The following is a 23,143-nucleotide window of genomic DNA, read 5'->3' as shown; positions in this document are numbered from 1 at the left end:
CATAAAAATGGCCGCCATATAGGCGGCCGCTGGATTACAATAAGATTGATCAAGCCTGCTTTGGCGAACGGATGACTTTTGCTCGGTACTCGACGTCTGAGATATCACCATTCACATAGGCTTCAGTAGCATCTTCCCATACCTGATTATGCTTGTATCCCTGTCTGGCAATCATCGCCCGAGCCTGATCAGCTGCACGGCGTCGCTGTGCAATAGCTTCCGGCGAACGGTCTGGAACGCTTTGATGAATATTCATGTTCAAACCTCCAATTAGTACCGATTACTACCATTTCCACAGGGGAAAGTCAAGTTAAATCAAAGTGTTGAGCTATCTATCCCTGTTTTGTTCGCGGATATTCTGTCGCGCGGATTCACGTTCCATGTCCCTCGTCTGCTCTTGAACCTGCTCGCGCTGTTCTATCTGCTTGCCGGTCTTTTCTGCTTCCGCACCCAGAACTTCACGCCCTCGTTCTTCACTTCTTGAAGCTTCTCGCGTTTCTACGACGCGGGGCTTCGGGAAATCCTGACCCCGTGCAATAGCCTGTGAAATCTTGTTTCTCGCGGTGCTTAGTCCACGTTGAACTGCGACAGGATCATTCTGGAATTTGGCACGCAGCTTACGCTCAACGTATGCTTCCATAGCAACGGCAGAGCGTAACTGAGGATCATCGCCGGCTCCGCGGCCAGTCGCGGCATATTCTTTCGCTCGTGCTTCATTGGCGAACCTGCCATCCTCTAAGGCAGCATCGCGAGCCGGTCCGCTGTGAAGCGCGTTTTCGCCTGCGACGATGGATCGAGCTACATTGGCTTCAGCTGCATTAATCCGTTGCTCTCTTGCCGAGCCGAGCGGTGCTTCCTGTTGCTCGCGCTCGTTCATCTCCTGGCCGCTGCGCTCTTGCTCCTTCGTCACTTCGGCATCCCAACTCCGACGCTCTACTTGTTGCTGGACACGTACCTGTTGGCCATCAACTGTGCGGATGACCGACTTCGTGACTGTCTCCATTCCGGCTTCTTGCAAACGGACCTGATCGCCTGTCTTGGCACCTGCCCTCAGCATGGCGTCTGGAAGGCCGACACCCCAAGCGGTGTGTTCGCGGCCATTGGCATCCCGAAGCACGACATAGGGGGAATGATCGTTTTCGGGATCGTCACGGTAGGGACGTGAGCCCTGTTCGATAACCGTACCTTCTATGCCGGTCTTATAGCTTGGATTTGAACGGTCAGCGCGTGTGCGTTCAAACGCCTCTGTCTCTTCCTTTGCTTTTTCAACGTCAGCGCCGTTCGCGGACGAGGCAGGGTTTGGTGATTGTTGTCCGAGTTCAGGAGCTATTTCATTTCGGAGAAACATCTGCTCACGCTTTTTAAGCTCTTGCAAATCAATCTCGTTCGGCTTGTAGCCGGTCACGTTTATTCCGCGGGCTTGTCCTTCAAGCCATGCTTCACGCCTGAATTCTTCTGTTCCCTTGACCTTGATTTCTGTCCACCCGCGATGCGCGGCTGTGTCCAGCATCAATTTGACAGCCTGCGGGTCTTCGTTTTTGGTCTTGAGCTTGTCACCGCTCACTTGAAAAAGCTCACGACTCCCCTTTGCGTCGGCATAAATGTGATCGTCGCCAGCGAAATCTTTCCTACGGTAGTATTTGCGGTTTATTTCGTCGGGGTAATCATCCTCGACAGCCGGACGGTCTGATTTCACAAAGTCCGTTTTGCGATTTGATTCTGACTGGTCACGGAGAGAAGTTCCAGCACCCGCGGTGTCGCCTCGATCTTGGCCGCCCCGTACAGGTGCCGCTATGCTGCGTTCGGGATCGCGCGCAATTTCCAGCAAATCGGGGTTTTCAGGCTCTAAGAGAGAGGCGGCTTCATCTACCTTTTCGCGTGTCTCGTCGAGATCACGCGCTTTATTGTCATCGTCAGCCATGGATTATTCCTTTCATTCTATCGAGCGGCCTTCAGACCTTCCATCCAAAAGCTCGCTGAAAAAGGCACCTACTCGTGTTTCTGCGTTTTGCTGATTGACGGTGGTATCGTCGCTCAGATCGATACCTTCGAATGTCAGATCGACAGCTGTTCCGTCTGGCATTTCCCAAATAAGGCCGTCTTCGCCGTCAGCTACCTGCACTGGCGCGGTAATTTCTTCGATTGTAGGTTCTCGCGCAATTCGCTCATTAAGCGCTTTGCGCAGCGTCTCAACCTGCCGCTCCAACACGTCGATCCGAGCATCGCTGACCTGATTTTTTGTGGTCAAGGAGGGAGGAGGGAGGAGCCGCTTTTTGAAAACAGGATCATTCCAGTAGAGGATTTTATTGGCCTTCACAGGTGGGATGCCACCTTTCAGAAGATACTCTTCCTCGAATGGCGTTAGCACCAGTTCTTGCGGGAGCATCAAAGCGCGTCGTTGGTCCGAAGTGGTTTCGGTCTTGGACGAGCGAGAAAAGCCAAGGCCACGCGAACGGGATCGTCCCGCGACGGTATCATAACCGAAACGCTCGCTTAATTCCGTGGCTATGGTGTGTTCCTTCGGTGTGAATACGACCTCCACACCATGGTTCGTCATGTAGTTAAGCGCTGCGTCGGGACCGTAGACTTCGCGGATTTGCGATGGTGATTGAACGATTGTCACAATGCGGATTCCGAAACCGGCGACATACGAAACACCTTTGGCAATGATTTCGACATTCCCGAGCGCCCGGAACTCATCCATCATAAGCATGAGCTGGCGCTTCAGTGTTTTGTCCTGTTCAGGCAAAACACGAGTGTTGAGGTCAACGGCCTGCTGAAAAAATAGGTTCAACAGAGGTGCCATGCGATCAAGATTGTCAGGCGTAACACCGAGGTAGATCGAAATCGGCCGCCGCCTAAGTTCCCGCAAATCGAAATCATTTGCGCTGGTTGCTGCATCGATCCTGGCATTGAGCCAAAGGCCGAGCTTCGCACTGACCGACTTTCTAACGCTTTGCAGCGTATTCTCCGAGGATGCCAGAAAATCGTTCATCGCTGTGCGGCACTGTTGGGATAGAGGCCGATCCTCACTTCTCTTTTCCAATATGCCTTTGAAGTGCTTGGAAATGTCTGGCGCGGCTGCGATTTGGCGAAGTACCTCGCCGATCGTGAAAGGTAATTCAGGCGTTTCAGCGATATAGCCGGCGACCGCTATGAATGCGGTGCGGGCGCTTTCGGTCCAGAACGGATCTACAGTGCGGCCTTCGATGGGAAACAGCATCCCTGAGATCCGTTGCAGGTCATCATAGAGGTCGGTTGGGTTGTCCCTTTTCACATATGCGAGTGGATTATAGCGGGCAGTTCTGCCTTCCGGGTCGAAGGGATCAAACAGATATACCTCTTGCCCAGCCTGTTTTCTGAAACCGGCAGTGAGCTGCCAATTCTCTTTCTTGATATCGAGTACAATTGCCGAATCCGCCCAATTCAACAAGTTTGGAATAACGACGCCGACACCTTTACCGCCGCGCGTAGGCGCGTAGACAATGACATGCTCCGATCCGCCGAAGATGAGATATTTTCCCCTCAGCTTGCCGACGATAATACCTGTCGTTTCCCGCAAACCTGCTTTTCGAACTTCCGCCTCAGTGGCAAAACGAGCGGTGCCATGAAGCGCTTTTGAACCTCTTGCTTTCCACAGAGCACCCGCACCGAACAAAGCAGCGCCGCAAGTTATGATGAGAGCAAGTCGAGCGGTTCCGTTTTCCCGTTCGTTCGAAGAGGTCAGCATATCGATGATGGTCAGAACATGAAGTTCACCATCATGCGACCGTAAAAATACCAGAGCCAGGTTCGATGAGAGGATGAAAACCAAAGCGATTGTGAGAAGCCCGGCTACGGCCCAAAGGCCGTATCGAAGTTGGTTTGGCATCTAAAATCCTCGTTGGTTAAATTCCCTGTCCAAGCTGCTTTTCAGGGTCGAAATAAACTTCAGTGATGCGACGAGAGCCGTCAGGAAATTTTTTGATCTGGACCACGATATCGACGAGCATCACCAGCAGGGCGCGAATGTCGTCGCGGTCGATCTGTGAACCGCCTTCAGACTCTTTCACAAGAAGCGTCAGTTGTTCGAATGCCAGCGCAGCCGAATCCGCGTGAACTGTCGTGATCGAACCTGGGTGACCGGAATTAGCATTGCGGAGGTAGAAAAAGGCTGTGCCGTCGCGCAGCTCTTGCAGGAGAATTCTATCTGGACGCATACGCAGGCAGCTTTCGAGAAGCTGTTTCGGTCCGGCCTTCGATTGCCCTTGACCATCCTTTGAGTAGATAAGCCTCACATGGTTTGGCGGAGGCACTTCAAGTTCTAAGGCGTCTTCAATCGTGATGATGCGCTCATTGTCCGGAATGCATCGAATGAGACTTTTCGAGAAAGTTGTCTTTCCGCTACCGGTGGCGCCGCTGATGATGATGTTTTTTCGACTGCGGACAGCAAGGTCAAAAAATTCCGTCCATTGATGCGCGGCTTTTAAGCGTAAAAGCTCCTCGTCCGTGTCGTTCAGCTTGCCAGTCTGCGTGCTGACTTTGGCGAATAGCCCGCGCTCGTCAAGGTCCGACAGGCTAAGCGATACATCGGACGGCTTTCTGATCGTTATAGAAACTGTTCCGGACGGGACGGCAGGAGGAATGACAATCTGGCAGCGTTCACCGCCTGGAAGTGTTGTTGAAAGAACTGGATGCTTCTCATCTATGTTCTGTTTGGTGAAAGAAGCTGCGAGTTTTGCAAACCCGGAAGCTAAGCTTTGATAGCTCAACTTCGGGTCTGCAATCTCATGACGTTTCCAGCCGTCTTTTCCTTCACACCAGATTTCATGAGGCCGGTTGATACAGAGTTCCGTCAGCCCTTCCTCATCAAGGAAAGGCTGTATCGGCTCTAAGAACGTCAAAAGCGGCGTCGCATCACTCACGCACTGGATTCCTTATTTCGTAGCCATGATAGGTGCGTTAGCACGCATGTTGCCTGTGGCGGTTCTATCGAGGATCTGAGTGCGGGTTTCAGTGGTTTGCAGCTGATAGACCTTATCGAAGAACAGGTCACGAGCCACAAAGATCGACACTTGCTCACCCTGATTTTTGTAAAGGGTTGGAGGAATGTTGATCGAGTTCTCGAGAGCGATCGAAGCTGCATCACGAGATGCATTCTCGGTTTCGTTGGTCTCGAAATCAGTCCCATCATTCAGTTGCTGGAAAGCATACTTCGAGGCATCACCCACAATCGACATTAGGATTGCTCCGCCGAAGCGTTCCCAAAAATGATTATCGATCTTACCATCGAATCCGGAGCGGCCGAGGCCATCAGCGCCGGGGCTAGCCATGTTCACAATTACACCAGTAGGTGTACGAGCGCGGTTCCACAGAACAAAGATTCGCTTCTGGCCACGGCGAAGGCCATCATTATATTCGCCAGTGACAGTCGTTCCTTTTTCCATAAGAACGACTTGGCCACTTGCGCTCATGACGTCGCGCTGAATTACGCACGACACCATACCGGGTTGATCGCTGGAGATTGCCGTCTGCAACACGCAAGGAATCTGCGTACCTTGTGGAACGACCATGTGAAGATCCGGAAGCACCGACGCCGTTACGCCTTCAAGGTTTGTAGGCTGTAATTTGTCGCGCAGGCGATCTTGACGCTGTTGAGCCTGTTGGCCACCGAGGAGGCCGCCAATGCCGGGGGGAAGGTCAACGGAGAAATCCTGTCCCGGTCCGCCTTGTCCTTGCCCTTGTTGGCCACCTTGTCCGTTATCGCGACGTGACGAACTGTTGCTAAAGGCGATGACAGGCGAACGGATGCTTGCATCAAGCATTTCGTCACGCGGCTCAGGCTGTTGGACCTGCTGGACGGGTTGAGGCTGCTGGACGGGAGCTGGAGGTGGCTCAGGTGGCGGTGGCAAAGCCGCAGGCTGAAACGGTACAGCGCCCGGACCAATCTGCGTCTTGGTTTCTCGCACTTCCTCATTTTTGTCGCCGCTATCCCAGGTCGCATAAAGGAAACCGAGACCGGCCAGAACGATAAGGCCGACGACTACACTACGGCCAATCGTACCAGCGGCGCTTTTTTCTTCAGCGACAGACGTAATGCCAGGTCCGCGTTCGCCAGCAACCGAGGCTTCTTCATTCTGATTTTGATTGTCGGTGTTGCTCATCGATTTGCTCCACGCGGTTCAGGCCGTACGCTGCGCTCAACAGACGGCGAGGTGGTGCCTGTACCGGGGTTTACGCCGACAGGATCATACCCTTCGTTGAAAATGCAGATGACGTCGCCCCCGCGCCTTAGACGGAACTCCTTCGCTGTCCCATGAACAACGACGAGTTCACCGCTCTTACGAGCATCCCAAGGAATAAGCGTTTCGCTTCCGTCACTTTGAACCATATAAATAGCGGGGATTTCACGATTACCGGCAAATCGCATCGTAGTGACCTTGCCATCGTCATAAATGCTATCCGGCTGGATCGCGCGTGAGCCTTGAGCCGAATAGCGGTAGTTTCTTGCACCGTAGCTCTGGTGCAACGACAGAGTGCTATCGACGGCTCGCTTATTGGCGGCGGCTCGATGTTGGGCGGCTTGGAGCGCGGCAAGACGCTGACGCTCATTTGCCTCGTCCGTTGGATATCGGAATCGGACTAGGAAATATGCGTCGTTGGCGGTCACATCGCCTTCTGTGGCCCGTAGCTCGAACTGATAGACGCGCCGCTCACCGCTTTGGCGAACGGTCACGACCTGAAGGTTTGTAGGCGGGTTTTTCTCACGCGGCTTCAGGAAAAGAATATTGTGAGCAGGTGCGACTTCCCAACCAACGCTGTCACCAGTTGCGACATGTACGATTTCTTCCGTCGCGTCGAACTCGATCTGCGTAGAGGCACGATATCGACCAATGACTTTCACAACGTCATTGGCTGAATAGTCAACGAAGCGAATGCGACTATCATTCGTTCCGGCCTTTGGTATGTCCAATGCGTGAGCCCAGGTCCCGGCGAGGGTTATGCTGCAGGCTAATATCAAGGTGCGGGCGTAGCTTCTCATTGGTCAACGACCTCCGGGTCGGTCCTGTATTCTGTTACCGCGAAGGCGATGGGATTGATCAAGCGTTGCTGCCAGGTAAGCCGTTCCTCAGGCAGAACCTCGTAGGCTACGGTCGCAACGTAGTGCTGAGTACGCGGTTCAGTTCCCTGATATTCCGCGATCTGGACGAATCTCACTGTTGCAAGACCCTGCCGAACTAGCTGAACTGAGCGGATTTCAATCCGCACAGTTCCTTGGGGTCCTAGAAGCTTTTGAGGGGATTGTGGGTTATTGGCGCTTATCCAGCGGGCATATCCCTCTTGGACTGGTCCTGTGGACATGGTGTTGACCACACGATAGTTGTCCTGCACCGTGACCCTTGAATAGCTTTCCCTAGCCGTCACATACTTTGCAATGAAGTAGCGTGCTTGAGCATCGGAAAGTGTCGCAGGCGCATCTTTCAGCATCGATGCGGCTTCGGTAATTCCGGTTCCAGTATCGACCCGGATTATGAACGGCTCGATTTTCTGTAGTGGGACCAAAGCCGCCACGGCAGATACCGAGGCGATCGTGCCTGCCATAGAAACGGCAGCAACAGTCCATGCAAGTCGCTTAGACCGTAAAGCAGAGCGAAGTTCGTCCTGCTCCCAACGGCGCGAGCGCTCAAAATATTCCTTGAGGTTTTGAGCCTCAACCATCTTTAAGCTCCTTCACCGCATGGTTTTTCAGAGGCGGCAACATTCCATTGGGAAGCTGCGCTACCAGTTGCCGTTTCGATGGCCGCGACGGATGCGGGCTTGTTCGTTTCGACCGGAGAATAGGGTTTCAAAGCGGAACCAATTTCCGATCCGCTCGTTGGTGGTGTAGCGGAATCCCACAGATCCGCATTCAAAGGTCTCCTGTCACTGCCTGAGCATTTGGGCAGCCCCTTTTCCTCGATTGTGGTACAGGCACTCAGGACAAAGACGGCCATTGCTGGCAGAGCCAGCTTTGCAATTCTGTTTTTCATTATTTATCTCCCGCCGGCTCTTGCAATTGTTCCGCCAACTTTGGCGGCCGTCCCTGCGCCGGGTACTTTTTTGAGGGCTTCAAGTGCGGCTCTACCGAAACCGCCCCCGAGGGCCAATCCACCTGATGAAACCCGCGCTGCAATTTCCGGCAGTTGAAGACCGAGATAAAGGCTGAGCGCGAAAAGACCTGTCAGTCGCCATGCCATCACAATTTGAGTGCCAGCGTCCTGCCCTTCAGCATCGCCGATGTACGACTCGATAAGGCTGACAAGTAGCGTCAGCAGAGCGATCGTAAGGACTTGCAGAAGGACAAAGTTAATGGCCGCTGAAAGCCATGAAGAGAACAATGACTGTGTGGCGCGGAATAGAAGCATTGCGATAAACAGAGGCCCGAGAACAAGGATCAAGGCGGCGGCCGTTTTCGCAAACAAGTAAATGGCGAGGAGGATCATCGCGACGATAAGCGCCGCAATGGTAAAAACACCAGCCACGATGTACGGATAGACATCGCGCCAGCTTCCTTCGGAAGCAATTTCTTCTCCCATGAGAATGACCCGATCTATGATCGCATCGAAACCCGCCCCACTTTTGATCTCCTCTGTGCTTACACCGCTCGATGAAACGGAGCCGATGGCCTGACTTAGACCATCCGGCAATTGGGTGAAGAACAAATCGGTGACGTAAGTGTTGTAATTATCAACCTGCGTCACGAGTGCTACGAGTATCGAGATTTTGAAAACGTTGATCACAAAATCGGAAATCGGCGCGCGCACGTAGCCTAACAGGATCATGATCCCGAAAATCACGATGTACAGCGTGGCACCGACAGTGAGTGGTCCCTGCAATGCCGAAGCAAGGTTGCCTGCACCCTCTTGGATAAATGTTTCCAGCGGTTCAACGAAACTGCTGACGATTTCCGATGCGATCGCCATCCTTACCCCTTATTGATTGCGTCGCGCATTTCCTGCCGACGCACCTGCTTGGCAGCTTCAGTCGCATTTACGCAGTTCGGCGTGTCTTCAAGAGCGCCGGGGTTATCCTGGCACTGGACGAGCATTTGCCGTCTGGCTTGATCGTTGTTGAGATAATACTGAACGTCGAAGACTTCTGCCTTCGGCGCGGCTTCTGCCGGCTTTTCAGTCTCGCTGCTGCATCCTGTGACGAATGCAGCAAGCGCGACGGCCATTATCGTGTAGCCAGCGTTCATCAGTTCGTATTTCCAATCGCAGCTTTCATTTGGTCGCGCCGCTCTGCACGGCGCTCCTCAACGCGCTGCTCATCGACGCGGTTACGAGCTTCTTGGATCATTGCAACGCCCTGCATCCGCAACACCTCGTTTTGAAGAAGCGCGCTTTCTGCCTGAATACGTGCCTGCAGTTCCATTACTTCGCGTGGGCTTGAGGTTGAGCTGATCTTATCGCGAAGCTGGTTGAGACCTTCGAGGCGCTTTGAGGCTTGGTCGTAAACGACTTCACCAACGGCCATGTCCTTATAGGTCTCGCCCTTTCTGCGTTTCAGTTCAGCTTGATAAAAGTCGTTGGCGTTTTGTTGGCCCTTGCTTTCGTAATAGTCATACTGCTGCGCGAAGCCATCAACATTGCCTTTCAGCAAACCATCTACAGCGCTGGCATACTGACCATATTCCTGCGGGAGATACTGTTGGAAATTGCGATCTTCCAAAATCGTCTTGAGATCTTCGAGCTTCGAAATGTCGAAGGACTGATTTAGCTTCTGTGCCTCATCAAAAATCTGCTTTGCCTGATCAAGCTGATTTTTCATCTCTTGGAGTTGCTGACCCCATCGCGCGATTGCAGTCGCGTCGATGACCGGAATACCCTGCGCTTGCGCGCCGGTGGCAAGACCAAGGGCAACGATCGATGCGGCGAGGCCTACTTTCACAGAGTGTAAGGCGTTGACTGTGGCCTTCATCGAAGATTTGTTCGACCAAATTTTCGTCATGCGGCTTCTCCTCTATTATCCCGTTTGTTGAGTAGGATAGGCATCCAGTCGGCGGGATCGTCGCCAACAGTTGCGCGAATCTCGTCAAGTCTGTTCACGGCTGCTGTACGACCCGAAAGGATGGTCAATTCGTCGTTGAAACCATGCAGAGACAGTTCCGCCACAACGGAGTTGTGTTCCTGCTTGATCAAGAACTGCCGTTTTTCCACCGTCAGTTCTGTCTTGATAAGTTCGAATTCGCGGCGCGATAGCCCGAACCCGTCGATATAATCGGCGGCACTGGCTGCCGAATTAGGCATGAAAATCTTTGTCGGGCATTGCTCGATGATTGTGTACCCGATCGAAGATGCAATCGCGTCCCGCGGAGACTGCGTGCCGAAAATCATCAAGCCGTTCTGTTTACGGATGGTCTTGAGTTTGTTTTGGGCCAATTCACGAAACGCCGGATCGCCAAGAGCTTTCCAGAACTCATCGATGTCGATGACGATCCGGCGACCATCGATAAGCCGCTCGATCCGGTAGAACAGATACATCATGAGGGGTGTTCTGATCGTCGGATTATCCAAAAAGTCCGTCATATCGAACCCAAGGAATGTTGAATTGAGGTCCAAGGCATCGGTCTCGTTGTCAAAGACCCACCCAAGAGGACCGCCTGCGGTCCATCGATCGAGACGCGCAGCAGTCCCTTCCAAGTCGTTGGAAGACAGGAAAGCTTTCAACGCTGAGAGAGAGCGCTGCGATTGTGGCAGCTGGCGCATTTGAAGGATCGCGTTATCGATATCCTTTTGCTCTGGCACGGTTAGCGGACGTCCATCTGAATGCGAAATCAGATTCGTCGCCCATTCGACCGCAAAAGCATGGTCATCGGGGTTATTTAGATCAAGTGCCTTCAGGGGCGCGCAACCTGTTGGCCGTCCATTCTCAAGCGAGAGGTAGTTACCGCCAGCTGCACGAACGAAAATGTCTGCACCACGATCTTTGTCAAAGAACACTGTTGTTACATCGTGCTTTTGCAACTGCGCCAAAATGAAGTTCTGCAGTACGGTCTTACCTGATCCAGACGGGCCGCAAATGAAGGTGTTCCCAAGATCACCGACATGAAGGTTCAGGTGAAAACCGCATCCGCTCGAAGTTTTGAGCAAGGCGATAGATGGCCCCCATGGGTTGGTCAAATCGCCCTTCGGATAGGACATGAACGGCGACAGAGCCGCGAAATTGCGAGAGCTTATGTGACCGGAGCGAGGGCGCTGATTGAAATTGCCGGGGAACTGCCCCCAATACGCAGCTTCGAGGGCGAGATCTTCGCGAGCGGTCACAACGCTACAATCTGACATCATTCGACGGGCAATAGCCATCTTGTCCATGAGCGATTGCGCGGTGTCAGCCACAACCATGAGGTTGAGGTGATGGCGACCCATTGTGAACTTGCTCGATTCCAGATCGTCAAGCGCTTGGTCCAGGTCCACGATCTGTGATAGAGCGCGGTCCCTCACATTGGTCATCTGGTTCTGCTTCAGCGTCAGGATCGAGCGGCTTTCCGTTTTGGAGGCCATGGCAAAGGATTGCGACAGGACAAACTCAAACGGAGCTTGCAGAAGATCATTCAGCATTCCGGGCCGCGTCGTTGCTGGATATTCCTTCACCCCAAGGACGCCGCAATATCTGGATTGCCCTGCTCCGCGAAGCTCGATGACCTCACGGCCGAACAGAGGACGATCAAGCAGAATAGCTCCGTTGATCGGTCCTTCTGTCAGAGGCATTTTCTCAAATGACAGAGTACCAACTGCGTTCAGGTATTCACTGACTTGTGAGAACATGAAGCCGTTATGCTCATAGAGGCCGCAGAGGCGGGCTTCATAGCGGTCGAGTCCTGTGACGATTGTTGGAATGATGCCGCGAAAATCGCGCAGCCCCTTTTCGTCTATCTCCGTACCGGTTTTGCGGGCCTTCCTCAAACGAGCAACGAGCGATTTCGTCGGCTTGTCCGCATCACGCGCTGGAGCCCACACAAGGGCGAGGTAAAGGCGGTTTCGGTACAGCGTTTCGCTGGTCATTTTCTGCTTGTACTTATCGTCAAGCTGTTTCGCGAAAGCCGATTTGAAGGTTCCTTCAGGGTAATCGACGTCCCGCGTTCGAATAAGATGTGTCCAGACCGCCAGGCGCTCATCGTTGATGTTGCGCCACATGAGGTTCAGCTTTGCGTGAAGGTCATTTTTTTCGGTATGGTCAGCCGTATCGAAAGACGCGCCTTCAAGCTCGATTACAGCAAGCATCTGACCATTGCGCAGGCTCACGATGTGCTCATCGATGTGCCGGATATATGGCAGTTTTTCTGATGCAAGCGCCTCGCGCTGGATGGCACGGTTACGGCCCATGAGTTTGACCATTACACTTCGACCTTTTGAACTTCGCGCCAATTGCGCGCCTTTTTGACGCGGAGGGGGCTGACAGATGAAGCGCCCCAATACACGCGCGTCCGGCATTTGAGCTTGGTTGCTGCCCAAGCGAAAATGATGCTGAACTGGTTGGGATCGTTGGCGCACACCGCACGGCATCCCGCATAGATGAATACGCCAACCAAGAGATAAAGCAGGCTACCGCCTGCGAGGAAGACAAGCCCGGTCAAAACGATGATGATGAAGACCGCTTCCATGGTCACGCCCGCGAACATCGCAGGCCGTGTGCAAGCAAGGAAGAGAATGTCTTCAGTGGGCTTTTCGTCCTCATTCGCCATGGATCAGCTACCCGAAGAAAGAAGGTCTACGATTTCACGCGCACCGAACAAGATGATGGCGCCAACGACGAAGTAACCAACCGTCCGCAGATCGACAAAACCGAACAGGAAGCCAAAGCCGACCAAAATGCAGGCGATGATCGCGATAAGACGCGCAATGTTGCCCGTCAGAGCATCAACAATCGTTTCGAGAATGGATTCTGCGCCTCCCAAGCTTTGCGCAAAGGCAGGCTCGACCATGACTGCTGAGAAGAATACTACCGCCATCATCAGGGGCAGGAAGCGCATAGCGCCGTTGATGAACATACGTGGCTCCTTAATTACCGCGAAAAAATCAAAAGTGATTGGGACCGCTGATTGTTGAAAACGTCCCATTTGTTTTCCGGCACTGCTGCTTGCTGCGCCGGGGGAGAATTGGGCGCTTCTTCATCGGAAGATGAAGCAGGACCAGCGGCAACTACCTTGCTCGCCTGTCCCTGCCGCTTGCCCAAACGGTGAGAAAGCTCATTGATTTCTGCCAGAGCGGCGTCAAAACGCTTAGAATAGTCACTATCGACACCGGGTTCTCCGGTCCCATAGTCCAGTGCCGCCAACCGCCAGTGATCCTCTTGGCCACCGAACGATTCCCAACGCTTGCGAAGTTCATCCCCTGCAACTTCGAGGTTGAAGCAGGACGAAAATCCTTCGGTGTAAGACACCTTCAGGCTGTCGAAGGATTTCACAGGAACGCCAGCAAGACCGACTTTCACGGTAGCGCCTTCGACGAGAGCGAGCGCCACGCTTTGAACAGCCTCGTTCTGTTCAGCGTGGTCGCTTCGCTTACCATCGACTGTGACCGAATAGGTCGAGCCGCTGGTTTCCGCCATGGCGACAGCTGCAACGATTGGGGCCGGTGCAGCAGTCACGCATTGGGTTGCAAGGGCAAGAATGGCTAGCGTGTCCATTCTACCACCACAGACGGCGGCTATCGCCCTGCACGACATAATCGAGATAGCTAGGCTTTGCCCGAATTGGCGCGGCCTCGGTCACTACCTGGCCGTAGACGCGCTCTCCGTTGACCATGCGATATTCAAATACCGGAAGATCGTCGTTATCATTGCGACCGCCGTTGCTTCCGTTGCTGAACGCGCCTCCGACAGAAAAGCCGCCTTTGATCGGAATGAATTTTTCACACATGCGCATGTTTCGGCTGGAGCGATGTCCCTCGTCGTCATCCCGATAAACCGTGCGTGTGCCTTCCGGGCAATCTTCCTGAAACTCCATCCCGTAGCGGGTGAACTGCACATGGCCATCCGCTGATTTGCACATCGGGAAGCCCCGGCCTTTGGCCAGATGTTCGTAGAGTTTTTTGATTGGATTGACGCATTCACCAACCGCCATGGGACCGGCCGGATTTGAAATGCACAGAGCAACCTCACAGGGCCAATTGTCTTCTGCGTTTACGGGCGCGCTCATCAAACTGCACCCTGCCAATATGGTAACGCCCGTTACAAACCTCTTCAGTTTCCCGATTTTACGCACTTTATCCCTCCATCGTATCCGTGTCCGGTGAGACGAAAAACCCGGATAATTGCAAAAGTAGTGAAATGCAATCACGATATTAACGAGGAGGTGCTAAATGTACACCCGTAAAAATTGCTGTTTGGTATGGGTTTTGATTTCTTCGGTTGATTACTTGATGCCTGTTGCTGTCAGACTACACCGGATTTATACCGATGTTTTCGCATGGCTCGCGCCAGTTTCTAGTTCGCTTACCGCTTGCGGTGCTGATTGTTTTTCTTTTTTTAGCAATTATAAATAGAAGGTCTCGCGCTTTAATCAATCTGAATGGGAATCCCAGGAATCTCTAACAATGGCTTCACATGCATTCCCATGCTTTATGTGCAATACTCTTTTCTGACCGCAGAATGATGAATACCGGACGTTTTGAATGAGACTGCTCACTTCCACTGACGTGGGTGTAAATGCTTTGATTTATATGGCCGCTGTATTACCCCGCGAGGTGGTGCAGCAATCAGAGATTCAAGAATGTTTCGGCATTGTTCAAAGCGCTCTCAAGCGGCCCTTCAGGCTGCTTGGCGATGCTGAAATCATTACAACCAGGATGGGACGTTCCGGAGGCCATTCGTGGCTTCGAGATCCAGCAACGGTATCGTTGCGCGAAGTAATCGAGCTTCTTGAAGCGGATTTCGAGATCGCTCCAATTCTCGCTATTGATGAGCAGCATAAACCACGACACCCGAAAGCGACACTAAGCTTTGTTTACGAGCGGTCTCGCACGGCGTTTCTCAAGGAGTTGGAGCGTTTCAATTTTGCTGAAATCGCTGGCGATCCTTATACCCTAGAAGCTTTAGGTATCGAAATTCCCAAGGTGAAATAGGTCTCTGTTCATTCGATTTCATCATATATTTCAATGGTAAATCGTGCCCATGCGTCTTTCATGGAAACGGACTGGAGGTGTCCGTAATATTTGCCGTCATCTGTATTCAGTAAGATTGATCGTCTCTCTAGACCTGCCCAACACCAACATACGCCTATTTCGCGTTGTGAGTTGCTGCCCTGCTCATAGAGGCGGTACGCTCGATCACCGTACTCCGGCCAAGGCTCGCCAACAATTTCTACGGATCGTTGGGGAAGGCTAATGCGGCCGTTCAAAGCGCCGTTTACGATCTCGACCCAGCTATCGCTTTTCTCTCTCACGATACCGCCCCTTCCAATCCAACCTGTCTCGAAGGCCTGAACAAAAGCATGGCGTGGGCTTCGGACCCTACGTGCCATAACGCTGTTGGACATATGTATTCGCGACCTTTTGACGGCAAAATCGACGCATTATTACGATTTGTGGCGAAGCGGATCGGGTGATTGACGGTACGACATCTTAACCCACAGAAAAAAAGTGCACCAAAATGGCGAGTATCGAAAAAAAAGCGCTTAGCATCTTGAGCCATAACGAAAATTCATACCAATATTAGCGATCAATTATTAACGACGCCGATCCGTCTTTCGCAAACTTCTATCTCAGGGTGTGACAAAGAGGAAATTAAAATGTCTATTTAATGGTCGTAATGTAGTAATTCTAAATACCCATTTAAGACTTGTGCGAATCGTAGAATCGCAATAGGCCTGTGTAGGTGGTAACTAGAAAGTCGGGAAAGCCATGACGGTTATGGACAAAGAAGTGCAGCGGAAGATTGATCGTGATTTCGTAGCGAAATCACGCGCCAAGCGCATCCAGTCCGGACGGGTGTTCGTCCATCTCGATCTACCAGCTGAATTCGTTGAAAAATGCGACGAGCTTAAACAGAAGCGGCGCGTCGTTGGACGTTCCGTTATCATCGAGGAAGCTTTGAAGGAGTATCTATCGAAGCACCAAGGGGCATAAAGAAAAACGCCCGCCGTTGGCGCGGCAGGCGTTTTTGATAGGAGAGCCGAAGCTCGGGTTTGGAAGACCTTAATAGTCGACCACTTCACCTCCAAACCTAGCTGATCCAAGCAATTTTCGCAAGAGCCTCTTGCGAGAAAACGCCGTTGGCTTGCCTGTCATTTGCCCTTCTCCGAAGGAGGGAGAGGACAATGACATTTACTGAACGGGCTTTGGGACAAAGCCCGAACCCTTCCGGCTGGCGGAAGGTCGATGCAGTGCGCGTGAGCTATGACCGTATGGCGCAGGCCGCAAATCTTGGCGCGTATTCGCGTTCCGAGATTTGGGCAGTCACGAAACGCGCCCTTCACTGCATGAAAATTAATGGCACCGCGCAGCTTATTCTACAAACTCTCGTCTTCCGAACCTTCGAGGACGACTGGAAAACGGGTGCGCGGCCCATCGTCTGGCAGCAAAACGCCGCGCTGGCGCGTTCGGCCGGTCTCGCGATCAGCAACAACACCGTCCGTTCCGCTCTTGCATCGCTCGCACAACACGGCCTGATCACTTATCAGGACAGCGCAAATTGCCGAAGATCTGGAAGCCGCGCGGCCGATGGATCAGTCAAGTTCGCTTATGGGATCGACCTCACAATTCTCGTAGCTCGCTACGAGGAACTGCGAGCGATGGCTGAGCTTCACGAGGCGGAACACGCGCAATGGGTGGAATGCCGTACCGCAGTTCACAAACTACGCCGCCAAATCCCCGCACACTGCCAGTCCGCCGCCTCGCAACAGCTCAGCGGGCGATGGTCGCAGTTCAAGGCGAGGTACGAATGGATTAGCCGGGTAGTCGGGCGCTCGAACAAAGCACCGTTGGAACTTCTCAAGCGAGCCAGACGCGCCTATTCCACATTGCTGCGACATATCCAGATCGCCATGCTTTCCAATGCTCAGAACAAATATAATGATGCCAGCGCAACAGATTTCGGATGCCTATTAGAAACTACAACCCATCCCAACTCTGTATCTTGTAACGATGAGCGGAATCGCGCTGAAGCGCGATCAACTGATTTACATACTGACGACGGCTATGCCGTCGAAAAAACGGCTTATGAGAATTACGAAGGCGAGAGCGGCGCTGTCGAGTCCGATCTGCAAACTCCGAAGCAGAAGATTTTCGTTCAAACGGTACTAAATGCTTGCCCCGAAATGCTCGATTACGGGCAGATCACAAACTGGAGGGATCTGATCGAGGTGGCGGCGCAAATTCGCGGAACCCTCGGGATTTCACCGCAGGCGTGGCATGAGGCCCGGGCGGCTATGGGAGCGGCCGCGGCGGCGATTGCGATTGCGATTATCGTTCAAAAGTCTGCCGCTGGCCTTGTGCGCGAGCCGGGAGGATATTTGCGCGGCATGACGGCGAAGGTTGCCGGCGGCGATCTTCATCTTGAAAAAACGCTGCACGGTCTTATTGCCGACCATGAAAACCAGCGTTATTCGAGCGCTCATGTCTCCCGCGGCTTGGTGGCGAGAGCAGCGACGCCCTGGCGTCCGGAGACAATGCCGAGATTGCTGTGACATGCGTTATGTGGTGTTTCAAAATACATAGTTTATCTGGTAACGCCCCTGAAAAGCTGTTGTAATGACCGGGCAATTTGCATCTGGCGTGGCTAATAGCGTCAATCACAATGACGGTTTCCGTTTCGCGGACCCTCCGCAATTGAGATTGACGCCGCCACTTCAAGATGCCTTAAAGCCCTGTCAACAGCTTTAGGGAGTGTACCATGAAGAACCATGCTGAATTCGATATCCTCGGTCGCGTCGGTCGTATCAGCCCATTCGAAAGTGCCACGCGGGTTTCGATTTGCGCCAACTATCGCCGCCAAGAGCGCGAAGGCGGCGAATGGATCGATGATCCGCACTGGAACGAAGTGGTAGTCTTCAACAAGCGCACCCGCGATTTCATCGCGAACCACGTTGGCCCCGGCGACCTCGTTATTGCACGCGGCAAGCTTCGCCAATCGAAATTCACGGATAGTGCCACCGGCGAAGAGCGCTACTCGACGGATCTCATCGTTCTCGATTTCGGCCAGCTCGCCAAGAAGCAGCCCGAAGATAACTAAGCTTCATTGCGCCGCTCGAAAGGGCGGCGCGACCAACCGTGTTGCGAGGCAATGGACTATAAAACTTTCAGTTTGATGGGTATCGCCGCGATCGGCGTGTACGTCCTGTCCCAAATGGGAGAGGATAAGCGTATTGGCGGTCAAATCGACACGTACAAAAACATGATCGAGCAGACGACCTTGGCAGCTAATACGCAGCAGCCGGCTCAAAAAGTCGAAGCGCAACAGCAAGGCATCCTGCAGGGCCAGGTCCGCGTGATCGATGCGCGAACGCTTCAGTTTCTCAACCCCGATGTGAAAGTTGAAATCGCGGGGATCGAAGTTTGCGACAAAGGCCAGCTCGCGTATTTCAACGGGACGCCGTGGCCGTGCGAGCCGATGGCAACAGCGTGGATAGTTTCACAAACCTTGGGTCGCGAGATTCAGTGCCAGACGCTCGATCGTCGATACGATGCAACGGTGATCGCAAGGTGCGGGGTCAATGGTGCAGATATCGCCGCTGAAGCCATCGTTGCAGGTCACGCATTGGTCGATCAGAGAGGGCATTACAAGTTGCCCTACGACACATATCAATCGCTGGAAAACCAAGCCCGACAAAGCAGAGTAGGTCTTTGGTCGAGTTCATTCACAAGACCGGATGAGTGGCGCCAGAGCGTGTATGAGGATCGCAAAAGCCAGGTGAGGATGATTGAATAGCCTAAAACCCACTAATTTAGAGGGGTGGGCATCGCTCGCCATCGGCGAGCGACCGCGTGCTACCGCGGGAAACCCGCGACCGAGCCGCCCAATCCCGGTGATCGAGCTGACCCAAGGCGTCGGCTTCGTCTCAAAAAGCCGATTCCGAAGCCGGTAAGCTAACGACCACCGTTCAGGCGTCTCGGCCCTTCTGGTGACGCCCCCGGAAGCAACAAACGGAACCGTACAATCAACGCAATTTATCTCCGGATTTATCTCTGCGGGTACGATGGGAAGGTCATGCCGCGATACCTGCGCAAGATCCTCGCAGGTTCAGAGTTTCATCGCTCATGGGTGCTTGGCTACAAGGGCTTCTTTGAAGAAGGCGGGGTTAGATACGGACCTGCAAACCCTTATATGCCAGTTCTTGGACCATAGACGGTTTGAGATCGCGATCCTTCTTGGGGCTGAGGCAGCGAAGGCGTCTTCAGTCTCATCGCGAAATAGATCGTGCCAGACACAAACACGGCTCCCAGAATGGCTCCAAGGAGTAGTTCGAGTACGATCATACCGTTTCCCTCAACAAATTTCCAAGGTCCAGCGTCGTCCCTTGGGACCGCAAGATGTTAGCTCACGCTCAACACCTTCTGTCCGGCATACGTTCCTAAGCCGCCACCAACGCCAGCTGAGAGAAGTGTGACTAGGGTGGAAGCATCCAGGATTTGTGCGGCCGAAACAAACAACAGGGCGGTCGCGCCGCCAAAGAAAGCTGCTAGAAAAGGTTCCATCTAGACCTCCGTTGTAGAGCGAAGCATAAGGGATTTTGCTTGAAATCACAAATTTCGTGAGCTCACGTTTTAAAAACAATCGCCTGCTTACGGATCATCAATTGTTAAGGGCTTCGAGAAAGATACCGGGCGTCCGAGGCGCCGCGTGGTATCTCTAGCCATAATTCGTTGACATCGGACGTAACGTTTCAAAAAAGCGCATTAAGTCACGCTCCTGTCACTCGTATGACTGTTGAGGGTCGAGACGCGGCAACAGGGCATAGCCAAACGACAGTTGAAATAGTTTATAAAATGTTAAAGAACGCCTATCAGGGGTTGACTCGCGCTTTTCTCTGCCCCTACTGCTAGGGGAAGGGAGAAATGTGTATGAAACGGGTATTTACTTCTTTTGATTTCGACAATGACGAAGATCTCCGAAACCTTCTTGTTGGCCAATCTCGAAATCCAGACTCGCCATTTTCGCTCGCCGACTGGTCAGTTAAAGCGCATATGACCGGTGATTGGAAAGAAAAGGTCCGGACACGAATCCGGAGCGTCGATCAGGTCATCGTAATGTGTGGTACAAACACTAATATCGCGACCGGCGTCAGTGTCGAAGTGATGATCGCTCAAGAAGAAAAAATTCCTTACTTCTTGCTCTGGGGCAGGAGTGGCAAAACGTGCGTGAAACCAGTCGCGGCGCTTAGTACGGACAAAATCTACAAGTGGACATGGCCAAATCTTAAATCGTTGATTGGGGGCGCTCGATAATGCGTAAAGCGCTTGTCGTAGGTATTGATGACTATGATAACTCACCACTGTCCGGCTGCGTGAATGATGCGATTACAATTGCTTCAATGCTGGAAGCCAATGGAGATGGTTCTCCGAACTTTGACGTAAGGTTGATCACCAGTAACGAAACAAAGGTGACGGCGGCACTCCTGCAGGACGCTTTGGCTGAGCTCTTTTCCGGAGATGCTGACACAGCGCTTTTTTTCTTCGCAGGTCACGGACTCATTAACCTAGAAACCAATGCCGGCTACATCGTAAGCCAAGATGGAAAAAAGGGCGGATGGGGATGTTCACTTCAAGACATACTTGCCTTGGCCAATAAGGCTCATCCCCGGATCAAGTCCTCCGTAATCATACTAGATAGCTGCCATTCGGGGTATGCGGGCGAGGTCGCTGGGCTAGGAAGTGATGGCCAGGTTTCTGTTATCGGCAATGGCGTCACGATCCTTACAGCTTGCCACCGGCAAGGCACGGCTGGAGAAGTCAGTGGCCACGGCATTTTCACTGATATGTTGGTGGATGGTCTCCGGGGCTCCGCTAGCGATATTTGCGGTCGCATAACCCCCGCATCTATTTACGCTCATGTCGATCAGACTCTTGGCCCATGGGATCAGCGCCCAATCTATAAGGCTAACGTGCAGCGCTTTGTCGTTCTGCGAGAAGTGGCACCGAAAATTCCTCGCGACGTGTTGCGACGATTGCCAGAATATTTTGGTGACGCGACGGATGTCTTCAAGCTTGATCCTTCCTTTGAGCCAGATCGGGGAGAGGAGGCCGCAAATCTCACGGAGATCCCGGTCGTCGATGAGAACGTCCGCATCTATCGTGAGCTCCAGCAGTGCAATCGCCATGGGCTGGTGGTCCCGGTAGACCAAGCTCACATGTGGCACGCGGCTGTGTATGGTACTGGTTGCAAACTCACAGCATTGGGTGCTCATTACCGTAAGCTCGCTGAAATGAAACGGATATAGAATGAAGATTTTTGTTTCGCACCAAAGAGCAGACTCAGTTCTCGCGGCTGCAGTTGCAGCACGCTTGAAGACCCAACATGGCATTGACAGCTATCTTGATCTTATTGACCCCGAAGGGTCCAAGGCCGGTGAGAACCTTGGCGAATACATCCGTTTGCAGCTCGGCAAATGTACGCAACTCCTTGCCGTCGTCTCCGCAAACACGAAAACATCATGGTGGGTTCCTTGGGAGATCGGTATCGCAACGGAGAAGCATCAGCCCATCGCTACATATGCGGGCGACAATACCACTCTGCCAGAATATCTAAAAAAATGGCCGTATCTGCGTAGCCAGGCCGATCTTGATGTGTATGCAACCGTTAGCAAAACGACGGAAACAAGCTTTGTGCGCAGACGCGCTTACAAAAGCGAAGAACTAGCGAAAGCTGAAACCACGGGGGACTTCTACACCACGATAAGAAGCCGTCTCGGCCAGTAACTCAAAAGGTTTTGCTCAGAGAGCTTTTGAGAAGGGGCAGGTATTTTTGCACCTGCTCACGATCGCTATCTTTTTCGGCTTCTGAAAGCTGAGCGAATGGCAGAGCGATCTGACGCTCCCACTTGGTGACGAGGTAAGCGGGAATAATCAAAGATCCATCAGGTTGACGGAGCGCCTTACTGTGCATGTATTTTTGCCAATGTGCCCAGCGCTCGTGCTCTATGCTGGCTAACTGGTCGAGAAGGGTGTCTAAGATCGAGTCTATGTCTTGTTTCATAAGTTATCGATCCATTACCCCGATATTGCCCAGTCCATTCATTTAGGCAGAGGATAACGCAACTTCACAAATTCGTCGACTCATTGGTCGGATATACTACGGGTCGGTCGTCGGAGTTGATATCTACCTCGTCGACAATTTTTCCGTTAGCCGCGCTTCTACCTGTCTAAAATGCTCGCGCTGCTTAAGACTAGTTATCCTGTCATGCAAGGCTTTGGCGCGAGCTTCAATTTCTGGCTTTTTCTCTTGAGCATATTTCCTCAAACGTTCTGCCTTTTCCTTCATCGTTTCATTCATCGTTTTCTCCATACTTCGCTTTAATCTGGTATTGGTTGACTGAAATGGCCGAAATAAATAATCAAATCGGCGTTTAATTTACGCTTATATCATTTTATATTTGTATAAACCAGTCCGCCGCAAGGCGGTCATTGCTGTTGTTATGGGAAAAGAGGGCGCTGCCCCTCTCCCCAACAAGCATAAAAAGCCCATCCCCCATCCTTCACTCATACGACCTGGCCGGACGAGCCGGCTAGGTCTTTTCGTTGCAGGACGCCGGCTGTGCCGGCGCACCTTCGGTGTGGGTGGTCCCCCCTGACCTTTTTATGCTTGCCCCCCTCTCCCCCGATCTCGCCGCCGATGTCTCAGGAGCAGGAGCGGGGCTCCTGCCCTTCGGGACAGGACCGCTTCGCGGATTAAAGGAGATTTGAGCAATTGCGAAACTCGCAAAACAGCAGTGCAAGGCCCACGCAGAGGCAGAGGCGATATTGACCAAAGACCGTCTTTCAGATGACGAACGCGCATTCGTGTTTGAGAACTGGCACGAAGGAGCCGATTTCAACAACGGCGCAGCCGGTGCATTCTTTACGCCTTACGATCTTGCCGCCGATTTCGCCCTTGATGGTAAGCGGCAAGGAGACCCCATCTGGCGCGGCTGATGCTGAGTAGGGTATGTCGGGCATACGAGTTGTCTGAATGTGAGGATCTATGTCTAGAC

General features: G+C 52.7%; 28 protein-coding genes. 9 read left to right on the top strand and 19 right to left on the bottom strand.

The features are described from left to right. Positions 1–49: 49 nt before the first annotated feature. The 16 genes from GGQ73_RS21275 to GGQ73_RS21200 all read right to left on the bottom strand — a co-directional run bounded on the left by GGQ73_RS21275 (position 50) and on the right by GGQ73_RS21200 (position 14,158). Positions 50–256: an antitoxin VbhA family protein gene (locus GGQ73_RS21275; protein WP_183897751.1), complete on the bottom strand. Its 207-nt coding sequence runs from the start codon at positions 254–256 to the stop codon at positions 50–52. A 72-nt stretch (positions 257–328) separates the two neighbouring features. Next, on the bottom strand, positions 329–1,921 hold the full coding sequence (locus GGQ73_RS21270; RefSeq protein ID WP_183897750.1) for an LPD7 domain-containing protein: 1,593 nt from the start codon (positions 1,919–1,921) through the stop codon (positions 329–331). Between the two features lie 12 nt (positions 1,922–1,933). After that, the gene (locus GGQ73_RS21265; protein ID WP_234911052.1) at positions 1,934–3,814 is read right to left on the bottom strand and encodes a type IV secretory system conjugative DNA transfer family protein; all 1,881 of its coding nucleotides are present in this window, start codon (positions 3,812–3,814) and stop codon (positions 1,934–1,936) included. Positions 3,815–3,887: 73 nt separating this feature from the next. Further along, positions 3,888–4,904: a P-type DNA transfer ATPase VirB11 gene (gene virB11, locus GGQ73_RS21260; protein WP_252094044.1), complete on the bottom strand. Its 1,017-nt coding sequence runs from the start codon at positions 4,902–4,904 to the stop codon at positions 3,888–3,890. Between the two features lie 12 nt (positions 4,905–4,916). Further along, positions 4,917–6,143: a type IV secretion system protein VirB10 gene (gene virB10, locus GGQ73_RS21255; RefSeq protein ID WP_183897748.1), complete on the bottom strand. Its 1,227-nt coding sequence runs from the start codon at positions 6,141–6,143 to the stop codon at positions 4,917–4,919. Then, positions 6,140–7,021 (bottom strand): P-type conjugative transfer protein VirB9, encoded by an 882-nt coding sequence (gene virB9, locus GGQ73_RS21250; RefSeq protein ID WP_183897747.1) that lies wholly within the window; start codon positions 7,019–7,021, stop codon positions 6,140–6,142. Before virB9 ends, virB10 begins: the two co-directional genes overlap by 4 nt. Then, the gene (locus GGQ73_RS21245; RefSeq protein WP_183897746.1) at positions 7,018–7,698 is read right to left on the bottom strand and encodes a VirB8 family type IV secretion system protein; all 681 of its coding nucleotides are present in this window, start codon (positions 7,696–7,698) and stop codon (positions 7,018–7,020) included. The genes virB9 and GGQ73_RS21245 overlap by 4 nt, the downstream gene beginning before the upstream one ends. A 2-nt stretch (positions 7,699–7,700) precedes the next feature. Beyond that, complete coding sequence (locus GGQ73_RS21240) at positions 7,701–8,009, bottom strand: hypothetical protein (RefSeq protein WP_183897745.1); 309 nt, start codon at positions 8,007–8,009, stop codon at positions 7,701–7,703. A gap of 3 nt (positions 8,010–8,012) precedes the next feature. Next, the gene (locus GGQ73_RS21235) at positions 8,013–8,942 is read right to left on the bottom strand and encodes a TrbL/VirB6 family protein (RefSeq protein WP_183897744.1); all 930 of its coding nucleotides are present in this window, start codon (positions 8,940–8,942) and stop codon (positions 8,013–8,015) included. Between the two features lie 2 nt (positions 8,943–8,944). Further along, positions 8,945–9,217 (bottom strand): EexN family lipoprotein, encoded by a 273-nt coding sequence (locus GGQ73_RS21230; protein WP_183897743.1) that lies wholly within the window; start codon positions 9,215–9,217, stop codon positions 8,945–8,947. After that, positions 9,217–9,969: a type IV secretion system protein gene (locus GGQ73_RS21225; protein WP_183897742.1), complete on the bottom strand. Its 753-nt coding sequence runs from the start codon at positions 9,967–9,969 to the stop codon at positions 9,217–9,219. Before GGQ73_RS21225 ends, GGQ73_RS21230 begins: the two co-directional genes overlap by 1 nt. Beyond that, positions 9,966–12,356: a VirB4 family type IV secretion/conjugal transfer ATPase gene (locus GGQ73_RS21220; protein WP_234911051.1), complete on the bottom strand. Its 2,391-nt coding sequence runs from the start codon at positions 12,354–12,356 to the stop codon at positions 9,966–9,968. Before GGQ73_RS21220 ends, GGQ73_RS21225 begins: the two co-directional genes overlap by 4 nt. Then, entirely contained in the window at positions 12,356–12,703 is a 348-nt protein-coding gene (locus GGQ73_RS21215; protein WP_183897741.1) for a VirB3 family type IV secretion system protein, read from the bottom strand. The genes GGQ73_RS21220 and GGQ73_RS21215 overlap by 1 nt, the downstream gene beginning before the upstream one ends. Positions 12,704–12,706: 3 nt before the next feature. Beyond that, positions 12,707–13,009, bottom strand: a complete 303-nt coding sequence (locus tag GGQ73_RS21210) for a TrbC/VirB2 family protein (RefSeq protein ID WP_183897740.1) — start codon at positions 13,007–13,009, stop codon at positions 12,707–12,709. Positions 13,010–13,023: 14 nt separating this feature from the next. Next, complete coding sequence (locus tag GGQ73_RS21205) at positions 13,024–13,647, bottom strand: lysozyme family protein (protein ID WP_183897739.1); 624 nt, start codon at positions 13,645–13,647, stop codon at positions 13,024–13,026. Between the two features lies 1 nt (position 13,648). Further along, positions 13,649–14,158 (bottom strand): hypothetical protein, encoded by a 510-nt coding sequence (locus tag GGQ73_RS21200; protein WP_183897738.1) that lies wholly within the window; start codon positions 14,156–14,158, stop codon positions 13,649–13,651. Between the two features lie 475 nt (positions 14,159–14,633). Between GGQ73_RS21200 and GGQ73_RS21195 the strand changes: the two genes are divergently transcribed. The 5 genes from GGQ73_RS21195 to GGQ73_RS21175 all read left to right on the top strand — a co-directional run bounded on the left by GGQ73_RS21195 (position 14,634) and on the right by GGQ73_RS21175 (position 18,885). Continuing rightward, positions 14,634–15,083, top strand: coding sequence for an RrF2 family transcriptional regulator (locus tag GGQ73_RS21195; protein WP_183897737.1), 450 nt, complete (start codon positions 14,634–14,636; stop codon positions 15,081–15,083). A 777-nt stretch (positions 15,084–15,860) separates the two neighbouring features. Beyond that, positions 15,861–16,085 carry a ribbon-helix-helix protein, CopG family gene (locus GGQ73_RS21190; RefSeq protein ID WP_183897736.1) on the top strand — a complete coding sequence of 75 codons (225 nt, stop codon included), beginning with the start codon at positions 15,861–15,863 and terminating at the stop codon, positions 16,083–16,085. 191 nt (positions 16,086–16,276) lie between these two features. Continuing rightward, positions 16,277–17,644 (top strand): plasmid replication protein RepC, encoded by a 1,368-nt coding sequence (gene repC, locus GGQ73_RS21185; protein WP_183897735.1) that lies wholly within the window; start codon positions 16,277–16,279, stop codon positions 17,642–17,644. A 206-nt stretch (positions 17,645–17,850) separates the two neighbouring features. After that, positions 17,851–18,189 carry a single-stranded DNA-binding protein gene (locus GGQ73_RS21180; RefSeq protein WP_183897734.1) on the top strand — a complete coding sequence of 113 codons (339 nt, stop codon included), beginning with the start codon at positions 17,851–17,853 and terminating at the stop codon, positions 18,187–18,189. 51 nt (positions 18,190–18,240) lie between these two features. After that, a complete protein-coding gene (locus GGQ73_RS21175) occupies positions 18,241–18,885 on the top strand; it encodes a thermonuclease family protein (protein ID WP_183897733.1) in 645 nt (214 codons plus the stop codon). A gap of 605 nt (positions 18,886–19,490) precedes the next feature. Here GGQ73_RS21175 and GGQ73_RS21170 read toward each other — a convergent pair. Then, on the bottom strand, positions 19,491–19,652 hold the full coding sequence (locus GGQ73_RS21170; protein WP_183897732.1) for a hypothetical protein: 162 nt from the start codon (positions 19,650–19,652) through the stop codon (positions 19,491–19,493). 366 nt (positions 19,653–20,018) lie between these two features. Here GGQ73_RS21170 and GGQ73_RS21165 point away from each other — a divergent pair, with 366 nt between their 5' ends. Genes GGQ73_RS21165 through GGQ73_RS21155 form a run of 3 tightly spaced genes read left to right on the top strand, consistent with a single transcriptional unit; the run spans position 20,019 to position 21,872 of the window. After that, a complete protein-coding gene (locus tag GGQ73_RS21165) occupies positions 20,019–20,402 on the top strand; it encodes a TIR domain-containing protein (protein ID WP_234911050.1) in 384 nt (127 codons plus the stop codon). Continuing rightward, positions 20,402–21,394: a caspase family protein gene (locus GGQ73_RS21160; protein ID WP_183897730.1), complete on the top strand. Its 993-nt coding sequence runs from the start codon at positions 20,402–20,404 to the stop codon at positions 21,392–21,394. The genes GGQ73_RS21165 and GGQ73_RS21160 overlap by 1 nt, the downstream gene beginning before the upstream one ends. A 1-nt stretch (position 21,395) precedes the next feature. Then, positions 21,396–21,872 carry a toll/interleukin-1 receptor domain-containing protein gene (locus GGQ73_RS21155; RefSeq protein WP_183897729.1) on the top strand — a complete coding sequence of 159 codons (477 nt, stop codon included), beginning with the start codon at positions 21,396–21,398 and terminating at the stop codon, positions 21,870–21,872. Position 21,873: 1 nt separating this feature from the next. Here GGQ73_RS21155 and GGQ73_RS21150 read toward each other — a convergent pair whose 3' ends face one another. Both GGQ73_RS21150 and GGQ73_RS21145 read right to left on the bottom strand, forming a co-directional pair. Beyond that, positions 21,874–22,149: a hypothetical protein gene (locus GGQ73_RS21150; RefSeq protein ID WP_183897728.1), complete on the bottom strand. Its 276-nt coding sequence runs from the start codon at positions 22,147–22,149 to the stop codon at positions 21,874–21,876. 123 nt (positions 22,150–22,272) lie between these two features. Beyond that, positions 22,273–22,446 (bottom strand): hypothetical protein, encoded by a 174-nt coding sequence (locus GGQ73_RS21145; RefSeq protein WP_183897727.1) that lies wholly within the window; start codon positions 22,444–22,446, stop codon positions 22,273–22,275. A gap of 467 nt (positions 22,447–22,913) precedes the next feature. Here GGQ73_RS21145 and GGQ73_RS21140 point away from each other — a divergent pair, with 467 nt between their 5' ends. Next, positions 22,914–23,084, top strand: coding sequence for a hypothetical protein (locus GGQ73_RS21140; protein WP_234911049.1), 171 nt, complete (start codon positions 22,914–22,916; stop codon positions 23,082–23,084). The last annotated feature ends 59 nt before the right edge of the window (positions 23,085–23,143 follow it).

Origin of the sequence: Rhizobium skierniewicense (genome assembly GCF_014196515.1) — a bacterium.
GTDB lineage: Bacteria > Pseudomonadota > Alphaproteobacteria > Rhizobiales > Rhizobiaceae > Agrobacterium > Agrobacterium skierniewicense.
This window is presented reverse-complemented; position numbering and strand designations above follow the sequence as displayed.